Origin of the sequence: Calothrix sp. CCY 0018, assembly GCF_963920925.1 — a bacterium.
GTDB lineage: Bacteria > Cyanobacteriota > Cyanobacteriia > Cyanobacteriales > Nostocaceae > Rivularia.
The window spans coordinates 1-16,081 of the sequence record NZ_CAWUDI010000067.1 but is presented as its reverse complement, the minus strand read 5'-3'; the positions used below and the strand labels follow the sequence as shown (position 1 = coordinate 16,081).

Sequence of the window (16,081 nt, the reverse complement as noted above, 5' to 3'; positions counted from 1 at the left end):
TTTCTCAAGAATTAGCGGCAATAATTGATAATAGTTGGGCACGGGAAGAATTAATACCGCCGCATCACATTTACTTGAAGATTGCTTACCATTTATCCCATGAAGCGATCGCCGGACTTTCTGAGTTCAGAATTCCCCGTGAATTTAATAATTTGTTTGAATTTCAAAAAGCCGCAGTTCAGTTAGCAGCGCGTCATGTAACTAGACGCGGTGGTGTAATTGTCGGGGATGTGGTGGGTTTGGGAAAAACTTTGGTAGGAACCGCTTTAGCTAAGATTTTACAGGAAGATTGTTTTTTAGAAACGTTGATTATCTGCCCCAAAAATTTAACGAATATGTGGCAGGAATATGTAGATAATTATCGCCTTTATGCAAAAGTTTTGTCTATAAGTCAAGTTCAAACTAAGTTACCAGAATTACGCCGTTACCGAGTTGTGTTAATAGATGAAAGTCATAATTTACGCAATCGGGAAGGTAAAAGATATCGAGCAATTTTTGAATATATTACCGCGAATGAAAGCAAATGTATTTTACTTTCTGCTACTCCTTATAATAAAACTTATCTCGACCTTTCTGCACAATTGAGATTATTTGTACCGGAAGACGAAGATTTAGGATTTCGTCCGGAAGCTTTAATGAATGAATTAGGAAAAATCGAGTTTAGTAGAAGATATCAATGTCTTGTAAGTTCGTTAGCTGCTTTTGAAAAAAGCGAACACCCCGACGATTGGCGGGAATTAATGAAACATTACATGGTGCGACGAACTCGTTCTTTTATTAAAGATAATTATGCTAAATCAGACCCCCCTCAATCCCCCCTTGTAAAGGCAGGAGGAAAAATTAGAAAGTATTTAGAGTTTGCGGATGGAACTCGCTCTTATTTCCCCGAACGGATTCCTAAAACTATTAAGTTTAATATAGATGATGCAGGAAATAATTCTTACTCAAGTCTTTATTCTCAGTCGGTAGTTGAAGTTATTAACCAACTTAATTTACCGCGTTATGGATTGGGAGAATATGTAGCAAAAAAATCTAAAAATTCTCTTCCAGAAGCAGAACAACGTTATTTGAATGGTTTATTTCGCGGTGGTAAACGGTTGATGGGATTTTCTCGGACTAACTTATTTAAACGTTTGGAAAGTAGCGGAATTGCTTTTATTCAATCTATTGAACGCCACATTTTACGAAACTTTATTTATTTGTATGCTTTAGAAAAACAACTTGATATTCCGATAGGAACTCAAGATGCAACTTTATTAGATACTAGTAATAATGATGAGGATGCTGATTCGGTAACGGCAATATTTGATCTAGAAACTGAAGATGATGTCATTTCAAGTTATGCAGAAAATTCAACGAAAAACCTAACCCCCCAACCCCCTTCCCTACGAGGGAATGGGGAGAATTCAAAGCCTCTCTCCTTGCAGGAGAGAGGTTTGGAGAGAGGTTTTACAGATTCTGTGAGTCAAGATAATATAGAAATCGAAAAAATCACCGAAAAAACTTTCCGCATCAAAGCTGAATCTATTTATCAAGAATATACAGATAAATATTCAAAACGCTTTAAATGGTTAAATGCTAATTTATTCGATAGTAAAAAACTAAAACGCGATTTACTAGCAGATGCCACAATTTTAATTAACTTGCTGCAAGAATTTGGAGCATGGAAACCCAAACAGGATGAAAAATTAACAGCTTTAATTCAATTACTTACTCAAACTCATCCTCAAGAAAAAGTATTAATCTTTACTCAATTTGCCGATACAGTCGGGTATTTAACTGAAAATTTACAAGCAATAATTAATAATGTTGCAGGTGTAACTGGACAAAATAAAAATCCTACAGAATTAGCACAGAAATTTAGTCCTAATGCAATCTTAATGCTGCATCAATTAATAGCATTATTTCTTCATTTAAGCTACCTATTGCTTCACCACTAATTCGTTGTTTGGAGATTGTTCGTATTTGTTGAGCTTGAGCTTTAGAAGGTTTTGTTAAACCGCTAACTTCTGGATTAAGCAAAACTTCAAAGGGATAAACACGGCTAACGTTAGAAGTAATTGGTAAAATCGTCAGCGTATTAGCAGCCTTATTATTTATATTATTGCTTACTATCAACACTGGACGACGTTTATCCATTTCTGAACCAACCGCAGGATGAAGGTCTGCGTAATAAATATCACCACGTTTCATCTGCTAAACCGTCTGCTAGTGTTACATCCCAAGCATTGTCATTTTCAGCAGAAGCTTGTCGGTAAGCTTCTTCTAATTCTTGGTTTCGTAGCAATTCCAATGCTTCTTCAATTACTTGAGAACGAGATTTGCATTTTTTGTCAAGCTTGTAATTCTCGATAAATTGCACCAAGTAGACTGGCAAAGAAACAGATAATTTTTCAACGTTCATATTCCTACCAATTAGTAATACCAAATATTCCTACTAATATTCTAGGTTAATTTGCGGCTAAATACGCGATATGCCTTTATGCATCACATCTTGAGGGCAACACGGGAGCATTAAGACGCTGCCAGAAACCAGTACAATAAAAGCACCCGTGTAATACACATTATCTTTTCAGATGACCGAATTACTTCGCAAAGCGATCGCAGAAATTGAAAAACTGCCACAAGACAAGCAAAATGAGATAGCATCCCGTTTATTAGCTGAATTAGAGCAAGAATCAGAAAAGTTGCTTTTGGAGCAGTTAGCATCTACACAAGCAGTTGTTTGGTCCCCTTATGAAGCACATGAAGCTGCTCAAACTTTATCCGAACTTTTAACAGCAGCAAAACAGGAAGATAATGCTTGAGGGTTTCGAGAATGGCGATCGCCTCTTACCTTTCTTAATTAGCCGAAAAAAGGAAGTCGCGTAAAAACCTTATAGCGATCGCGATTTAGTAATTATCCCTAAATTAAACCAAATAAATTGTAATAATTTAATCTTTTATTCAAACAGCACGTAAGCTATTTTTCAGCATAGCGCGATTTACCTAAGTAATTACCCAAACTGACCTCAAGTCTTGCTAGTCAAGCATTTGAGCATTTATTCGTACTCTGCACTCACATTTAACCAAAAAAACATTTTTATACTACCAAAATTTAACCGGAAGTTTACTATCAGTATCAGTATATAGTTCAATACAAGCGTATATAAGCGTAAATAAAAGCACTGAACCGTTTCTGTTGTCGCAAGAGTTATTACAGTAACAGTATTATTGCATATCTATTGTTAAAGCTTTTGTTTATCAAGGGTTATGGCTCCAAGATTTTAGTCTTTGGGCAGATTTTTTATGCTCGTTAATTCCTATACAAAATTCTATTTTTTTCCGACAGGGTAGTATATTATGTCACTCAATTTCCAGCGGACGCGGGATTTACTCTATAATTTTGAATTCGAGGATTTATTTATACAACAGTTGGGTTGGGATCAACCTACACAAAAACCATTTGTGCTGCAAAATGAAAATGTAGAGACGTTATACATAACGTCTATCGCAGAATGTTCTGGGGTTGCTGTATTTGAAGTCAAAGCAGCAAACGGAGAGATTCCTTCCGGCAAAGTTCGTGCTGCAATTCACAAGGAAATTAGCGGTTTAGTTGCCGAGAATTTACTGATTTTTGTTGATGAAAAACGTACTCGCAGCCTTTGGTATTGGGTAAAACGCGAAGAAAATAAAAGTTATACTCGCGAGCATTTGTATGTTAAGGGACAACCGGGAGACTTGTTTTTAAGCAAACTGGGTTCTATTGCGATCGATATCACAGAATTAGAAGATGATAATTTATCGGTGGTGGAAATAGCGCATCGGTTGCAAGCTGCTTTCGATGTTGAAAAAGTTACGAAGAAGTTTTACAAGGAATTTCAAGAGCAACATCAGGAATTTTTGGGATACGTTAAAGGGATTGATAATCAAACGGATAAGCGGTGGTACACTTCGGTAATTCTTAACCGCTTGATGTTCGTTTATTTCCTTCAGCGCAAGGGTTTTATTGATAATAAAGATACTAATTATCTACATAATAAATTAGAAAATAGTCAGCAACGAGGAGAGAATCTTTTTTATCAAGAGTTTCTTCAAGCCTTGTTTTTTGAAAGTTTTGCTAAACCGGAAATTGATAGAGATAAATCGATAGAGTCTTTGGTTGGAAAAATTAAATATCTCAACGGGGGATTGTTCCTCAAACACCGCATCGAGCAAGATTATGATATTTCGATTGCTGATGAGGCTTTTAAGAAGGTTCTAGATTTATTTGCACGTTATTCTTGGAATTTGGATGATACTCCAGGGGGTAAAGATGATGAAATTAACCCCGACGTTTTAGGATATATTTTCGAGAAGTACATTAACCAAAAGGCTTTCGGAGCCTACTATACACGTCCGCAGATCACCGAATATCTCTGTGACAGAACTATTCATAAATTAATTGTAGACAGAGTAAATACGGCTTTATCAGATAGACATCACGAATTTACACTCAAACCTAACCCCCCTTCCCCCCTTCCCTACAAGGGAAGTGGGGTTTTAAAGCCTCTCTCCGCTTCGGGGAGAGGTTTGGAGAGGGGTCAAGTATCTAATGATAATAGAGTATTTGAAGATATCAACGATTTACTAATTAACTTAGATGGAAATGTCTGTCGTTTATTAGTAGAGGAGATTATTCCGAATCTCTCAATCCTTGACCCAGCTTGCGGTTCGGGGGCTTTTCTGGTCGCTGCTTTAAAGACTTTAATTTCTGTTTACAGTGCTGCGATCGGAACAATAAAATTACAGGGTGATGCCAGAAATAAAAAATGGTTGCAGGAGATAGAGCAAAAGCATAAATCGCTATCCTACTATATTAAAAAGCGGATTGTTACCGACAATCTTTATGGTGTAGACATCATGGAGGAAGCGACGGAAATAGCAAAATTGCGTTTGGTTATTTACTGTTTGTTTACTCAACAGTTTTGTTTGCGATTTTGTAATTCGCCAGAAAGTTACGGCGCATTGCAATATGTTCTACATCTACCAACTACCAATCCCCCGCTTAACCAAAAACGACAAATACTTCACCGAAATCGTACAACGTGCTGCAAAACTGATCTGCACAACACCGGAATTTGATGAATTAGCGCGGGATGTGGGTTTGGGTTCCCACAAAAACGGCGTTACCGAGGAAACACAACGCGCTCAACTGCGAGCCGAACTTGATGGAATTATCGCTCATCTCTACGGTTTAACGGAAGGTGAATTTGGATACATTTTGTCAACTTTCCCCATCGTAGCGGAAGAAACCAAACAAGCAGCATTAGAGGCTTATCGCGCTTTGATTCCTAATGCGTCTGAAGTTGTAAACCGTTTGGAACAAGCTTGTTGAATTTACCTGGCGACTGGAAGTCGCGGCTACACAGGTAAAGTCCACCTCCGTGGACTAATAAATTCTTAACCCGCGTAGGCGGGTTTCGTTTGTGTAGTCGCGACTTCTAGCCGCCGGATACTTATTTTTATATTGCCGTTTATTTTAGAGGTTGCGATCGCTAACCATTTTTTGCGGGAATTTTCGCAAGTTTAAACACCGCTTCAACACTAAATTGCAAACCTTCAAACAACGAATCTGTAATAATTTCATCTCCTACATAAGTATGGGGTGCTGCATCTGGATAAAAAACCGTGATGCTTCTGGCTTTGCTATCCACCACCCAAACCCGCAATACTCCAGCATTCAAATAATCTTGCGCTTTCAGAGCCATTTGTCCAAAAGTTTGCCCTGGTGAGATAATTTCAATTGCTAAATCTGGTGGAACCGAACAAGCCCCCTCTTCATCCCAGTCATCCGGTAAACGTTCGTTAGAAATATATAGTAAATCTGGTGTAGGTACCCAATTACGCCCGTGACGAGTTAACGCGATCGCCAATTCCGGACATACTTCACCTTTATCTTCACAGCATTTTTCGATTAAATTAAGAAGAGCGCGGGTAAGTTTGGAATGAAATTTTTTTGGTGACATTTTAGGAATTGCTTTTCCGTCAACGAGTTCGTAGGTAATATCTCCTTCTCCGGGAGGAAGATTTAAGAACTCTTCGAGAGTCAGTTGCTGGTTGAACTGGAGTACCATAACATTAATTAGCGGCAGTTAATTTAATTGTAATATTTGTGAGGATTGGTAATTGGTAATTGGTAATTGGGCATGGGGCATTGGGCATGGGGCATTGGGAGTTTAGAAATTATCTCCCCCCTCTCCCCCCTCTACCCCCTCTACCCCCTCTACCCCATCTCCCCGTCACTCTTTCACCACAACCCACTGCGTCACGGGTACCATCGCTTTCCATCCCAAAAATTTACCTATGGGTTGCGCTCTTTGGATGGCTATCCTTGTTAAATTTCCACCAACTTGACTGTGCCATTCGAGTAGTTTCTGCTCGCTTTCTACAGTTACTGCATTCGCTACAAAACGTCCTCCAGTGCGAAGTGCTTGCCAGCAGGTATCAAATATTCCTTCTGAGGTAATACCACCGCCGATGAAAATAGCGTCGGGAGGTTCTAAGCCTTGTAATGCAGTGGGTGCTTCTCCGTGGATTATACGCAGATTTGTAGTGCCTAAACTTGCTGCGTTGTCGGCAATGTAATTAAGCCTGGAGTCATTTTGTTCGATGGCGATCGCCCAACATCGGGGGTGAGTTCGCATCCATTCTATGCTGATGGAACCGCAACCAGCGCCGATATCCCACAACATTTGTCCGGGGATGGGTGCGAGTGCGGCTAATGTTATTGCTCTAACTTCGCGTTTGGTAAGTTGTCCGTCGTGGTGATAAGCTATGTCTGGTAAACCGGCGATTCTGGGAAGCTGCAATATATCTGCATCGGCGATACATTCGACTGCAATTGTATTTAAGCTGGCGATTTTGGTGGTTTCCCATTCAGCGGCAATACCTTCAACTATACGCTCGCGCTCTCCTCCCATGTATTCCAAAACTGTAATTTTACTATTGCCGAAACCTCTATCTACAAGGGTTTGCGCCACAATAGCCGGGGTATTTTTACCTTCGCTAAGAATAAGTAACCGCGCACCAGGATAAATTACCGGATGCAAAAGCGATATCGGACGAGCTGCTAAAGTTAAGGTTTCCACTTCTTGTAAAGCCCATCCCAAACGGGAACAAGCCAAACTGAATGATGAAGGTGCGGGAATAATAGTTATTTCACAAATGGGTATGCGACGGGTGAGAGTAACGCCAATCCCAAAACACATCGGATCGCCACTTGCTAAAATGCAAACAGATTTTCCGCGACGCTGGATAATATCTTCTACAGAAGTGGCAATGGGAGAACTCCAAATCAACTTTTCCCTATTATCATCTTCTGGAAGCATCGATAAATGCCGCTTACCTCCTACCAAAATTTCTGCTTTTTCCACAACAGAACAAGCTACCTGACTCAATCCAGGTAAACCATCCTCACCAATACCCACCACAGATAACCATTTGTGCATCAACGTTCGTTTGTTTGTTTTGATTACATTATTATATTTTGGGTGGGGAATTGGTAATTGGTAATAAGGAACGGGGAATAAGTAACTAGGTAAAATTAAATATAAAACCTCACCCTGCCTACGGCTTCCCTCTCCTTATTAAGGGTGAGGTTTTGTCTTATATCTAATTACGTTTACCTACTTATAGAAATATTATGACTTACGCAAAGCCCCCCAATTAATCGGGGGGTTGGGGGGATCTTAAGGTTGGGAATACCTATTACGACTTGTGTTCGTGGTATTCTAAGCTTTGAAATTAAAACTTAATTCCTAACTCCTAACTCCTAACTCCTCACTATTCCTCAATGGACTACATCCGCAATCCTAAAGAAATCTACAATCGTTCTTTTTCTATCATTCGTGAAGAAGCGAATCTAGAAAACTTACCCGCCGATTTGATACCCTTGGCAGTGCGTATAATTCATAGTTGCGGCATGACTGATATTGTTACCGATTTAGAAGCATCGCCACAAGCTATAACTGTTGCCAAAAGAGCGCTTGCAGCAGGCGAATCAATTTTATGCGATGCCGAAATGGTAGCAAAAGGTATCATTCAACGGCGTTTAAGAGCGAATAATCCCGTAATTTGTACGCTGAATTATCCAGAGGTACCGGAATTAGCGTGGAAAATGGGTAATACTCGCTCTGCGGCTGCAATAGAGTTATGGGAATCTGAGATCGAAGGGGCAATTGTGGCAATCGGTAATGCTCCTACAGGTTTATTTCATCTTTTAGAATTATTTGATGCTGGATTTCCCAAACCTGCGGTTATTTTAGGTTTTCCCGTCGGTTTTGTGGGTGCAGCAGAATCGAAAGCGGCTTTGGCTGCGAATAGTCGAGGAGTGCCATTTGTCACTTTGCATGGGAGAAGAGGAGGAAGCGCGATCGCATCGGCTGCGGTGAATGCTCTATGTCAGGAGGAGCAGTAACTTGAGTTGTCTTTATGGTGTAGGAGTAGGTACGGGAAACCCGGAGTTAATTACTTTGAAGGCGTTACGGATTTTACAGTCTGTACCTGTAATCGCTTATCCTGCTTCGGAACAAGGTAACAGTTTTGCTCGTTCGATTGTTGCTGAATTTTTGCAAGATAATCAAATAGAGATTCCCATAATATTACCTTTTAAACTAGAAAAATCCGCTCAACCCTTTTATGACAAAGCCGCCGAGCAATTAGCCGAACAGTTAAGTAATGGACGAGATGTTGCCGTACTCTGCGAAGGCGACCCGTTTTTTTACGGGAGTTTCATGTATATTTTTAACAGACTATCACCTAAATTTACCACAGAAATAATTCCGGGAATATCTTCGGTAATGGCTAGTGCAGCGATGATGGGAATACCGTTAACTTACCGTAATGATGTTTTCATGGTGCTTTCGGGGATACTTTCAAAAGAAGTTTTAAAAGAGAAATTGAGAGTTGCCGATGCTGCGGTAATTATCAAATTGGGGAAGAATTTTAGTAAAGTAAAGCAGGTTTTGCAAGAATTGGGGTTGGTAGAAAGAGCAAAGTATATTGAAAATGCAACTTTAGAAAATCAGCAGATATTATCTATCGATGAAGTTGAAGCGGAAACTGTACCTTATTTTTCGTTGATAGTTATACCAAGCCAATTTTAAGTCAAAAGAGTTAAGAGTTAGGAGTTTTGAATATCTCTTTAGAAGAGTAAGACTTACCATGACTACCAATAAAAATTAAATAGTCATCTTTCTCAAGTTGATAATCAGGTAACGGGTTAGAAATAGTTTCTCCCTCATTACCTTGCTGTATAGCAATAACAGTACTTTGAGAATCCTTTTTCATTTTTATAAAAATATCTATAAAAAGATGTCCAACTTCAGATTCTGGAACAGGAATCTTAAATATTTGAGAGCCATATTCATAAGTTACAATATCGGAAATAACTTTACTAATACCGTGATTGATAGCAGCACTTGAAATCAAATTGCTAGATAATTTACTACTGACAACTATTTCATCAGCATAAGCTCGCTTGCAAGTTTCGATATTTTTTTCATTTATAAGTTCGGCAATGGTATAAGCATTTTTATTAATACTTTCTACCGTCAAAGTCGATAATATAACCTTTGCATCGCGTTGTTTATAATCTAAACTATCATCACCTAAAATAATTACGGTTTTGGCTTTTAGTAAATTCGCTTGATGCAAAGTTTCATCACAAACGTCACCTTTGACAAAGAATAAATATTTATCTTTAACTGGTTTTCTATCGATATCGGAAATTAAAACTATAGGAGTTTTTTCTGTTTCCGATTCCAAACGCAACTCTTTAAGAATTATCTCAGCCCGATAATTCCATTCACATAAAATAATGTGATTTTCAAAACTATAAGAATGCATTCCTAAATCCTTACTTATTTTCTTTTCTACTAAAATACTGGCAACTGTAGCGGTAAGAAGAGTCAAAACTCCAATCCCGACAAGCATATCAAGAAAAGCAATAAAACGTCCGGGAATAGTTTTTGGAGTAACGTCACCATAACCAACTGTTGTTAAGGTGACAACAGCCCACCACAAACTATCAAATAAAGACAGATTCGGTTCTACAAGAGATAAACTTAACGAACTAATTACAACAATTACAAGAATAACTAAAAGCGGACGAATAAAATTTTCAGTTTCTAAAAATTCCCAAACTGTATTAATCCAATTCCTAATTTTAGTTAATATTGATTCCATTTATGTTAATAGGGAACAGGGAGTAGGTAGGGAGTAGGGAGTTAGAATCAATTACCAATTACCAATTATCCTCGTAACATCCCTTGATAAATTCCTGGTGACGAATCTTCGATAATTGTTGCACCCACAGTTTTGCGATAAAAATCCGCTACACCGTCGCTTGCACCACCGATAACTGCATAACCATATCCTTGCACCCGCATATCGTGCAAGCAAGCTAATAACAATGCTTTACCAACTTTTTTTCCTCTTGCAGTTTCACCGATACCTATAGGGCCAAAAAAATTCTTACAAGTGCATTCATAACAAGCAAAGCCGAGAATTTGCTGGTTTTCTACAGCAATCCAACAGCTAGGAGGTGAATTTTTAAAAGAAACGTCACATTCACTCATCCAGCGTGTATTAAATTGCTCCTCAACCCAAGCCAGAATACTGCTTTTTTCCGGCGCGATCGCACGTCTAATAACTATACCCTGCTTTTCTTGCGCGGCAATCTCTACTTCTGCGGATGGCAAGGTATAGAGTTTAACTAACATATCAGCCATAATTTATTTTAGATTTTTACAACGGATGTTTTTGTTTTAGATTTTATATATAACAAGACTTACGCAACCGCAACCACAAAGTAAGCATTCCCAACTCTAAGATCCCCCCAACCCCCCTTAAAAAGCAGGGCTTTGCGTAAATCTTATATAAGTAGGGTGTGTTGTGAGGGGCAACGTGGCATAGTAATATTTTGTAACCGATATATACAGTATTTATTACAAAAAATGCAAGTAAATCGACTCCATCAACAATTACAATTCATCATCGAAATTGATCAATTAAAAAATGTATTACGTCAAACATTATTAATAGATGGTTCCCGTCGAGAAAACAGCGGCGAACATTCTTGGCATTTAGCAATGATGACAATGATTTTAGCGGAATATGCACCCGAAGAAAGGGTATTTGAAAGAGGCTTAGTTTGTAGTGAGGGATTTATTTCTTATTTTGTAAGCTTTTAAATAGTAATCTCAGTAAGCCTCGTAAACCGCCTTGGAATTTATTCCAAGGCTTATATACAAAGTCTGATAAATCAGACTGGGGAAAATTTTTAGTGCGTTTTAAGTTACTTGTTGCACCATTATCGTTAAGCCCAAATTTCCGCCTCGTAAGCCGGAGGCTTTCTCGCAGAGAAATCAATTGATGCGGCTAATATACAAAGTGCCTTAAAACGCACTAAAAGACTTGTCTAATCGTCTTTAGACGACTTGGTGTATTAGCCTGGGAATTTATTCCAAGGCGATTGTTGCTAATGGTGCAAGATGTAAGTTTTAGCGTACTTTGTATATGCAGCCCTGAAATCAATTTAAAGGCGAGAATGAAGACTTAACTAATTACAGCTAAAAAATGTAAATTATAATGCAATTTTCCTATGAGTTTGAGAAATGTATTTATAAGTGGATTTTCCTTTTTTATTTTAAGAAGTCAAAATAAAAGTATCGTAAGATTGCTAACTGTTAACTGCCCAAGCAATAAATCTCTCGGTATAATACAAAGCTAATTGATTGCTAACACCGTTAAAAATACTATCAAAAGAATGTTCAGCCCAAGGAATTTCTAAATAAACAGCCGTATTTTTATCTCGCAATTTATTATACATTTGTCTGCCAAATCTGGCTTCTACAACATGATCTCGACTGCCGTAAATTAGCAAAGTTGGGGGTAAATTGGGCACCACATAATTAATTGGTGAAGCAGTTTCATACAGCGTCGGTAACTGCTGAGGGGAACCTCCTAAAAATGCTTTTAAAACAGCACGAGCATTAATTGGATCGGGATAGGGGGGTTCATTATATCCTTGAGTTAAGTTTACCGGGCCGTAGTAATTAACTACAGCGCGGATTTTTGGTGCATCCGGTTGGTAAGCTGCCAGCATCGCTAAATGAGCGCCAGCAGAGCGCCCTAATAATACCATTTTGTCAACATCGGCTTCGTATTCATCAGCGCGATCGCGAATAAATTTTAAAGCAGTATTTACATCATCGAATTGAGCGGGAAACTTGTATTCTGGCGCATGACGGTAATCGATCGCAAATACAGTATATCCACGAGCCGCCATGTATCTGTTAAACTCAGGTTTTACGGATGGATTACCATTTTGCCAAGCCCCACCATAAATAAATACAATTGCTGGATATTTACCAACTTTTTCCGGTTGATAAACTTCCATTTTTAAAGCTACTCCTGCGGGAGTCGCAAAATTAATATTAGTTATATGACGAGTTTTATCTAAGTTAATTCCTCGAAAGATATCGGTTAGAATAAAAGGCTGCTTCCGCATTTTGGCTTTGACTTCAACTGGAACTTTTTGTTGATAATTGCTTCCTAATACTTGAGCCATAGACTTATTAAACTGGATTTCAGTTGGTGTAATGCTTGCTAATTGCAAACTACAAACCATCAATCCGAGCAAACTTAAAATACAAACTGTCTGTTGAATTTGCAGTTGACGAATAAAGATTAAAGATAGAAATAAAGTAATTATATTTAGAAGGAATAACCAAGGAGAAATTTCTGGTGCGACTACTCCAAATTGTAATAAAAATAAAGTTGGTGCGGGAAGTATAATCCAAGATGTGAGGAAAAAGCTTGCGAAACTAAGGAATAATATCGGAATCAGCGTACTTTGCGAAATAAATCTTTTATTTTTAGATGACATATTTATTCTATTTAAAAATATTTAACCACATAGGGAAATTACTCAAGACTAATTAATTGTTTTGAGCTATTTATAAGAATAACCTAAATATATTTGAATTAATTTACTATGCTAGAGGAAAAAACAATATTGCAAAATAGGTATATCTTAAAACAAAAACTAGCACAAAATGCAGGTCGTCAGACTTGGTTAGCGGAAGATATATCAATTCAGCCAGCAGAAACAGTAATTCTCAAATTTTTATCATTTGGCGAACAATTTCAATGGCAAGATTTAAAATTATTTGAACGAGAAGCCGATATTCTTAAACAGCTTTCTCATCCCAAAATTCCTAAATACCGCGATTATTTTTCTGTTGAGGATAAAAATAACTGGTTTGCTTTAGTTCAAGAATACATTCCCGGCGAATCGCTCAAACAATTAATTGAGAAAAAACAGAGATTTACCGAAGAAGAATTACGAAAAATTGCCGCCGAAGTATTAGAAATCCTTTGTTATTTACATACACTCAATCCCCAAGTTATTCACCGCGATATTAAACCGAGTAACTTAATGTTAGGTGGGGATAAACAAGTTTATTTAATTGATTTTGGAGCAGTACAGGATAACGCAGCAGCAAAAGGAGCTACGTTTACAGTAGTTGGAACTTACGGTTATGCACCCTTAGAACAATTCGGTGGTAGAACCGTTCCTGCTTCCGATTTGTATGCTTTAGGAGCAACATTAATTCATCTTGCAACGGGGATAATACCCGCAGATTTACCGCAAAAACAAATGCGAATTCAGTTTCAAGATCGAGTTAATCTTAGTAATAATTTTATGCGCTGGATTGAAAAATTAACCGAACCAGATATTGAGCAAAGATTTAGTTCTGCACCTCAAGCTTTAGAAGCTTTAAATAATCGTCTTGCCGTTAATTCTTCTGGTGAAATTTCTAAACCATACGGTAGCCGAATTAAATTAGATAAATCTTACAATCACTTAGAAATTGAAGTACCCAGAAGAGGAATTACAGTTGAAAGCATCTTTTTAATATTGTTTTGTATTTTTTGGTTTATTCCTACCAGCTTCGCGATTTTATTCAATCCAACAGTAATCATTTTTTGGATATTTGGTTTAATGCCTTTTACCATGTTTTTTCTTCCTGCCTTTGGACATTTCTCGGTTGATTTTAATCGGGTTGAATTTGTAATGCAATGGAAGTTATTAGGTTTCACTTATCGACAAAAAACGGGAAAGACTTCAGCCATTGATAATATTACTGTTGGTAAAACTTCTTACAAAGTCAACGATCAAAAGTTAAAAATGGTTTCTATGGAAGCTGGTGCAATCAAATTTGATTTTGGTGGTTTTTCTCCCAAATTAGCCGATGCTGAAAGAAGATGGTTGATTGCAGAAATTAAAGATTGGTTGGGAATTTAACTACATCGCTAAAATCTCTTCCCACTCATCCTCACTCAAGGCTTTTTCCTCAAACTCCACCCCAAAACAATCTTTAGCAGCATCAATTAAAAATGCAATTATTCTTTCAATTGTCAAATCTTCCGCAATCGCAACCCCATCAAACAATTCTTCACCAAAAACCTGTTTAAACAACTCCGCATCTGGTTTCAACCGCATCGAGCCGTGTTGCAAAATCACGTTACCACGTCTCAACTGAGCGCTACCAATCAACTTACTACCATCAACCGTTACCAAATCGGCACCAGTTGCAGTACCAAAACAGTTGGGATTGTTAATATAACCCCTGCCAGCAGTACCATAATTCAACTCAATACCTAAATTACGCCAACCTTGAATCAAAAATTCGCATATCTTTTTATACGCTTCAATCCGACTCCCAGAAAGTCCAGATGTCACCACAGCGTAAGTTAAATCACCATTATGTAACACAGCACGTCCCCCAGTCGGACGACGTACCAAGTCTATTTCCTCACCCTTCCAAATTAAATTTTGCCAATCTTCTGGATACTTGTGTTGATGATAACCAAGAGAAATTGCGGAAGGCAACCAAGTATAAAAACGTAAAATTGGCGGATGTCCCGACAAATGCTGTTTCAACAACCATTCATCGATCGCCATTTGTAATTTACCATTCGCTTCTATAAGCGGAATCAATCGCCAAGTTTTCAAAATGTTGATAGTTGATAGTTATTAGTTGTTAGTTGATAGTAGTTGGTGGCAAGGAAGCCCATCCGTAGTATTGTAGCGATTTCGGTTGAGTGCAATACACTTCGATAAACCTCACCCCGCCCTAAAGGGCACCCCTCTCCTTACTAAGGAGAGGGGAAGGGGTGAGGTTAAGTCTGTATTCCAATAAGAGTGAAGCTGCTATATTTACAAAAGCAACCAGCTACCTCAATTTTGATAACTGGTTACTGCTAACTGATAACTGTTAACTGTTACTTGCCAAACTTGGCTTGTAAATCTTCGTCGTTGTCGTCAGCTATAGTCGCCACAATGGTAATTAAACGAGAGGCTTCGGCAGGAGATAAGTCTTCTAAAATGCGCGTAGATATAACTACCACCTGGTTCTCAACTATACCAAATCGCGCTTCTAACGTACCCGAACAGTTCATTTGCAAAAGCTGCCGCATCATCGTAGCTTCATCTTTTGCAGGTAATTTCAAAACAGAAGACCAAATTGTGATTGTATCTTCATCGCTTGTCCCCGTCAATTGGACAAACACTTCCACGCTACCGTACTTAAACTTCCATAAATATGCACCCTCAGAAGGATGATTAACCATTGCGCTATCGTTTTCATCCAGCGTATCGATAACGTTTTCAATCACCTCAACATGGTTGATGCTTTCTGTTTCTGTCATTAAATCGCTCATAACTTCGTCTCCTTCTGAATCAGCTTGGTAAGATGTCATACAAATTCTGTCTCAAGTATGATGATTATTCACACCTACTTTATACACAATTAAATGGAGTAGAGAGTAAAGAGTTAGGAGTTAGGAGTTGTGAGATTTTGGATTTTGGATTAAAAATTTTTTATTATAAGTTAAAAGTTGGGAATTGTATTTCTACCTTCCTTGTATCCCCATCCCCTTAGTTAGCCATCGCACAATCGAGGGAATACTGAGCGTGTATTTTATCGAATTCCTCGGTGTCAACGACCCAGGTCTAAAGACACTGGGCTTCTAGCCTAAGAATTTAGATTAT

The 16,081-nt window shown here is 38.2% G+C and carries 16 protein-coding genes; 7 read left to right on the top strand and 9 right to left on the bottom strand.

Going from position 1 to position 16,081, the window contains the following annotated elements:
- Positions 1 to 1,866: 1,866 nt before the first annotated feature.
- Complete coding sequence (locus tag ACM03V_RS31575) at positions 1,867 to 2,193, bottom strand: type II toxin-antitoxin system PemK/MazF family toxin (protein ID WP_414624765.1); 327 nt, start codon at positions 2,191 to 2,193, stop codon at positions 1,867 to 1,869.
- Complete coding sequence (locus ACM03V_RS31570; RefSeq protein ID WP_414624764.1) at positions 2,180 to 2,404, bottom strand: ribbon-helix-helix domain-containing protein; 225 nt, start codon at positions 2,402 to 2,404, stop codon at positions 2,180 to 2,182. The genes ACM03V_RS31575 and ACM03V_RS31570 overlap by 14 nt, the downstream gene beginning before the upstream one ends.
- A 172-nt stretch (positions 2,405 to 2,576) precedes the next feature.
- Here ACM03V_RS31570 and ACM03V_RS31565 point away from each other — a divergent pair, with 172 nt between their 5' ends.
- The 3 genes from ACM03V_RS31565 (at position 2,577) to ACM03V_RS31555 (ending at position 5,356) form a co-directional block, all read left to right on the top strand.
- Complete coding sequence (locus ACM03V_RS31565; RefSeq protein ID WP_414624763.1) at positions 2,577 to 2,807, top strand: hypothetical protein; 231 nt, start codon at positions 2,577 to 2,579, stop codon at positions 2,805 to 2,807.
- Positions 2,808 to 3,342: 535 nt separating this feature from the next.
- The gene (locus tag ACM03V_RS31560; protein WP_414624762.1) at positions 3,343 to 5,103 is read left to right on the top strand and encodes a DNA methyltransferase; all 1,761 of its coding nucleotides are present in this window, start codon (positions 3,343 to 3,345) and stop codon (positions 5,101 to 5,103) included.
- Positions 5,104 to 5,125: 22 nt separating this feature from the next.
- A complete protein-coding gene (locus ACM03V_RS31555; RefSeq protein WP_414624761.1) occupies positions 5,126 to 5,356 on the top strand; it encodes a hypothetical protein in 231 nt (76 codons plus the stop codon).
- Positions 5,357 to 5,516: 160 nt separating this feature from the next.
- Here ACM03V_RS31555 and ACM03V_RS31550 read toward each other — a convergent pair whose 3' ends face one another.
- Positions 5,517 to 6,095 (bottom strand): Uma2 family endonuclease, encoded by a 579-nt coding sequence (locus ACM03V_RS31550; RefSeq protein WP_414624760.1) that lies wholly within the window; start codon positions 6,093 to 6,095, stop codon positions 5,517 to 5,519.
- Between the two features lie 165 nt (positions 6,096 to 6,260).
- A complete protein-coding gene (cbiE, locus tag ACM03V_RS31545) occupies positions 6,261 to 7,469 on the bottom strand; it encodes a precorrin-6y C5,15-methyltransferase (decarboxylating) subunit CbiE (protein ID WP_414624759.1) in 1,209 nt (402 codons plus the stop codon).
- A gap of 344 nt (positions 7,470 to 7,813) precedes the next feature.
- Here cbiE and ACM03V_RS31540 point away from each other — a divergent pair, with 344 nt between their 5' ends.
- Positions 7,814 to 8,437, top strand: a complete 624-nt coding sequence (locus ACM03V_RS31540) for a precorrin-8X methylmutase (protein WP_414624758.1) — start codon at positions 7,814 to 7,816, stop codon at positions 8,435 to 8,437.
- A gap of 1 nt (position 8,438) precedes the next feature.
- Positions 8,439 to 9,125: a precorrin-2 C(20)-methyltransferase gene (locus tag ACM03V_RS31535; protein ID WP_414624757.1), complete on the top strand. Its 687-nt coding sequence runs from the start codon at positions 8,439 to 8,441 to the stop codon at positions 9,123 to 9,125.
- A 10-nt stretch (positions 9,126 to 9,135) separates the two neighbouring features.
- Here ACM03V_RS31535 and ACM03V_RS31530 read toward each other — a convergent pair whose 3' ends face one another.
- The gene (locus ACM03V_RS31530) at positions 9,136 to 10,206 is read right to left on the bottom strand and encodes a potassium channel family protein (protein ID WP_414624756.1); all 1,071 of its coding nucleotides are present in this window, start codon (positions 10,204 to 10,206) and stop codon (positions 9,136 to 9,138) included.
- Between the two features lie 65 nt (positions 10,207 to 10,271).
- On the bottom strand, positions 10,272 to 10,751 hold the full coding sequence (locus ACM03V_RS31525) for a GNAT family N-acetyltransferase (RefSeq protein WP_414624755.1): 480 nt from the start codon (positions 10,749 to 10,751) through the stop codon (positions 10,272 to 10,274).
- A 225-nt stretch (positions 10,752 to 10,976) separates the two neighbouring features.
- Here ACM03V_RS31525 and ACM03V_RS31520 point away from each other — a divergent pair, with 225 nt between their 5' ends.
- Positions 10,977 to 11,213, top strand: coding sequence for an HD domain-containing protein (locus ACM03V_RS31520; protein ID WP_414624754.1), 237 nt, complete (start codon positions 10,977 to 10,979; stop codon positions 11,211 to 11,213).
- A gap of 488 nt (positions 11,214 to 11,701) precedes the next feature.
- Here ACM03V_RS31520 and ACM03V_RS31515 read toward each other — a convergent pair whose 3' ends face one another.
- Positions 11,702 to 12,910: an alpha/beta hydrolase gene (locus ACM03V_RS31515; protein ID WP_414624753.1), complete on the bottom strand. Its 1,209-nt coding sequence runs from the start codon at positions 12,908 to 12,910 to the stop codon at positions 11,702 to 11,704.
- Between the two features lie 108 nt (positions 12,911 to 13,018).
- Here ACM03V_RS31515 and ACM03V_RS31510 point away from each other — a divergent pair, with 108 nt between their 5' ends.
- Positions 13,019 to 14,332, top strand: coding sequence for a serine/threonine protein kinase (locus ACM03V_RS31510; RefSeq protein WP_414624752.1), 1,314 nt, complete (start codon positions 13,019 to 13,021; stop codon positions 14,330 to 14,332).
- Here ACM03V_RS31510 and ACM03V_RS31505 read toward each other — a convergent pair whose 3' ends face one another.
- Complete coding sequence (locus tag ACM03V_RS31505) at positions 14,333 to 14,992, bottom strand: biotin/lipoate A/B protein ligase family protein (protein WP_414624788.1); 660 nt, start codon at positions 14,990 to 14,992, stop codon at positions 14,333 to 14,335.
- Positions 14,993 to 15,312: 320 nt separating this feature from the next.
- Positions 15,313 to 15,789: a YbjN domain-containing protein gene (locus ACM03V_RS31500; protein WP_414624751.1), complete on the bottom strand. Its 477-nt coding sequence runs from the start codon at positions 15,787 to 15,789 to the stop codon at positions 15,313 to 15,315.
- Positions 15,790 to 16,081 lie beyond the last annotated feature (292 nt).

What these genes read in the sequence shown, in the direction of transcription:
- ACM03V_RS31565 (WP_414624763.1), top strand. Translation starts at nt 2,577, where the DNA reads ATGACCGAATTACTTCGCAAAGCGATCGCAGAAATTGAAAAACTGCCA.
- cbiE (WP_414624759.1), bottom strand. Translation starts at nt 7,469, where the DNA reads ATGCACAAATGGTTATCTGTGGTGGGTATTGGTGAGGATGGTTTACCT.
- ACM03V_RS31550 (WP_414624760.1), bottom strand. Translation starts at nt 6,095, where the DNA reads ATGGTACTCCAGTTCAACCAGCAACTGACTCTCGAAGAGTTCTTAAAT.
- ACM03V_RS31560 (WP_414624762.1), top strand. Translation starts at nt 3,343, where the DNA reads ATGTCACTCAATTTCCAGCGGACGCGGGATTTACTCTATAATTTTGAA.
- ACM03V_RS31525 (WP_414624755.1), bottom strand. Translation starts at nt 10,751, where the DNA reads ATGGCTGATATGTTAGTTAAACTCTATACCTTGCCATCCGCAGAAGTA.
- ACM03V_RS31510 (WP_414624752.1), top strand. Translation starts at nt 13,019, where the DNA reads ATGCTAGAGGAAAAAACAATATTGCAAAATAGGTATATCTTAAAACAA.
- ACM03V_RS31575 (WP_414624765.1), bottom strand. Translation starts at nt 2,193, where the DNA reads ATGAAACGTGGTGATATTTATTACGCAGACCTTCATCCTGCGGTTGGT.
- ACM03V_RS31520 (WP_414624754.1), top strand. Translation starts at nt 10,977, where the DNA reads ATGCAAGTAAATCGACTCCATCAACAATTACAATTCATCATCGAAATT.
- ACM03V_RS31515 (WP_414624753.1), bottom strand. Translation starts at nt 12,910, where the DNA reads ATGTCATCTAAAAATAAAAGATTTATTTCGCAAAGTACGCTGATTCCG.
- ACM03V_RS31505 (WP_414624788.1), bottom strand. Translation starts at nt 14,992, where the DNA reads ATGGCGATCGATGAATGGTTGTTGAAACAGCATTTGTCGGGACATCCG.
- ACM03V_RS31530 (WP_414624756.1), bottom strand. Translation starts at nt 10,206, where the DNA reads ATGGAATCAATATTAACTAAAATTAGGAATTGGATTAATACAGTTTGG.
- ACM03V_RS31570 (WP_414624764.1), bottom strand. Translation starts at nt 2,404, where the DNA reads ATGAACGTTGAAAAATTATCTGTTTCTTTGCCAGTCTACTTGGTGCAA.
- ACM03V_RS31500 (WP_414624751.1), bottom strand. Translation starts at nt 15,789, where the DNA reads ATGACATCTTACCAAGCTGATTCAGAAGGAGACGAAGTTATGAGCGAT.
- ACM03V_RS31540 (WP_414624758.1), top strand. Translation starts at nt 7,814, where the DNA reads ATGGACTACATCCGCAATCCTAAAGAAATCTACAATCGTTCTTTTTCT.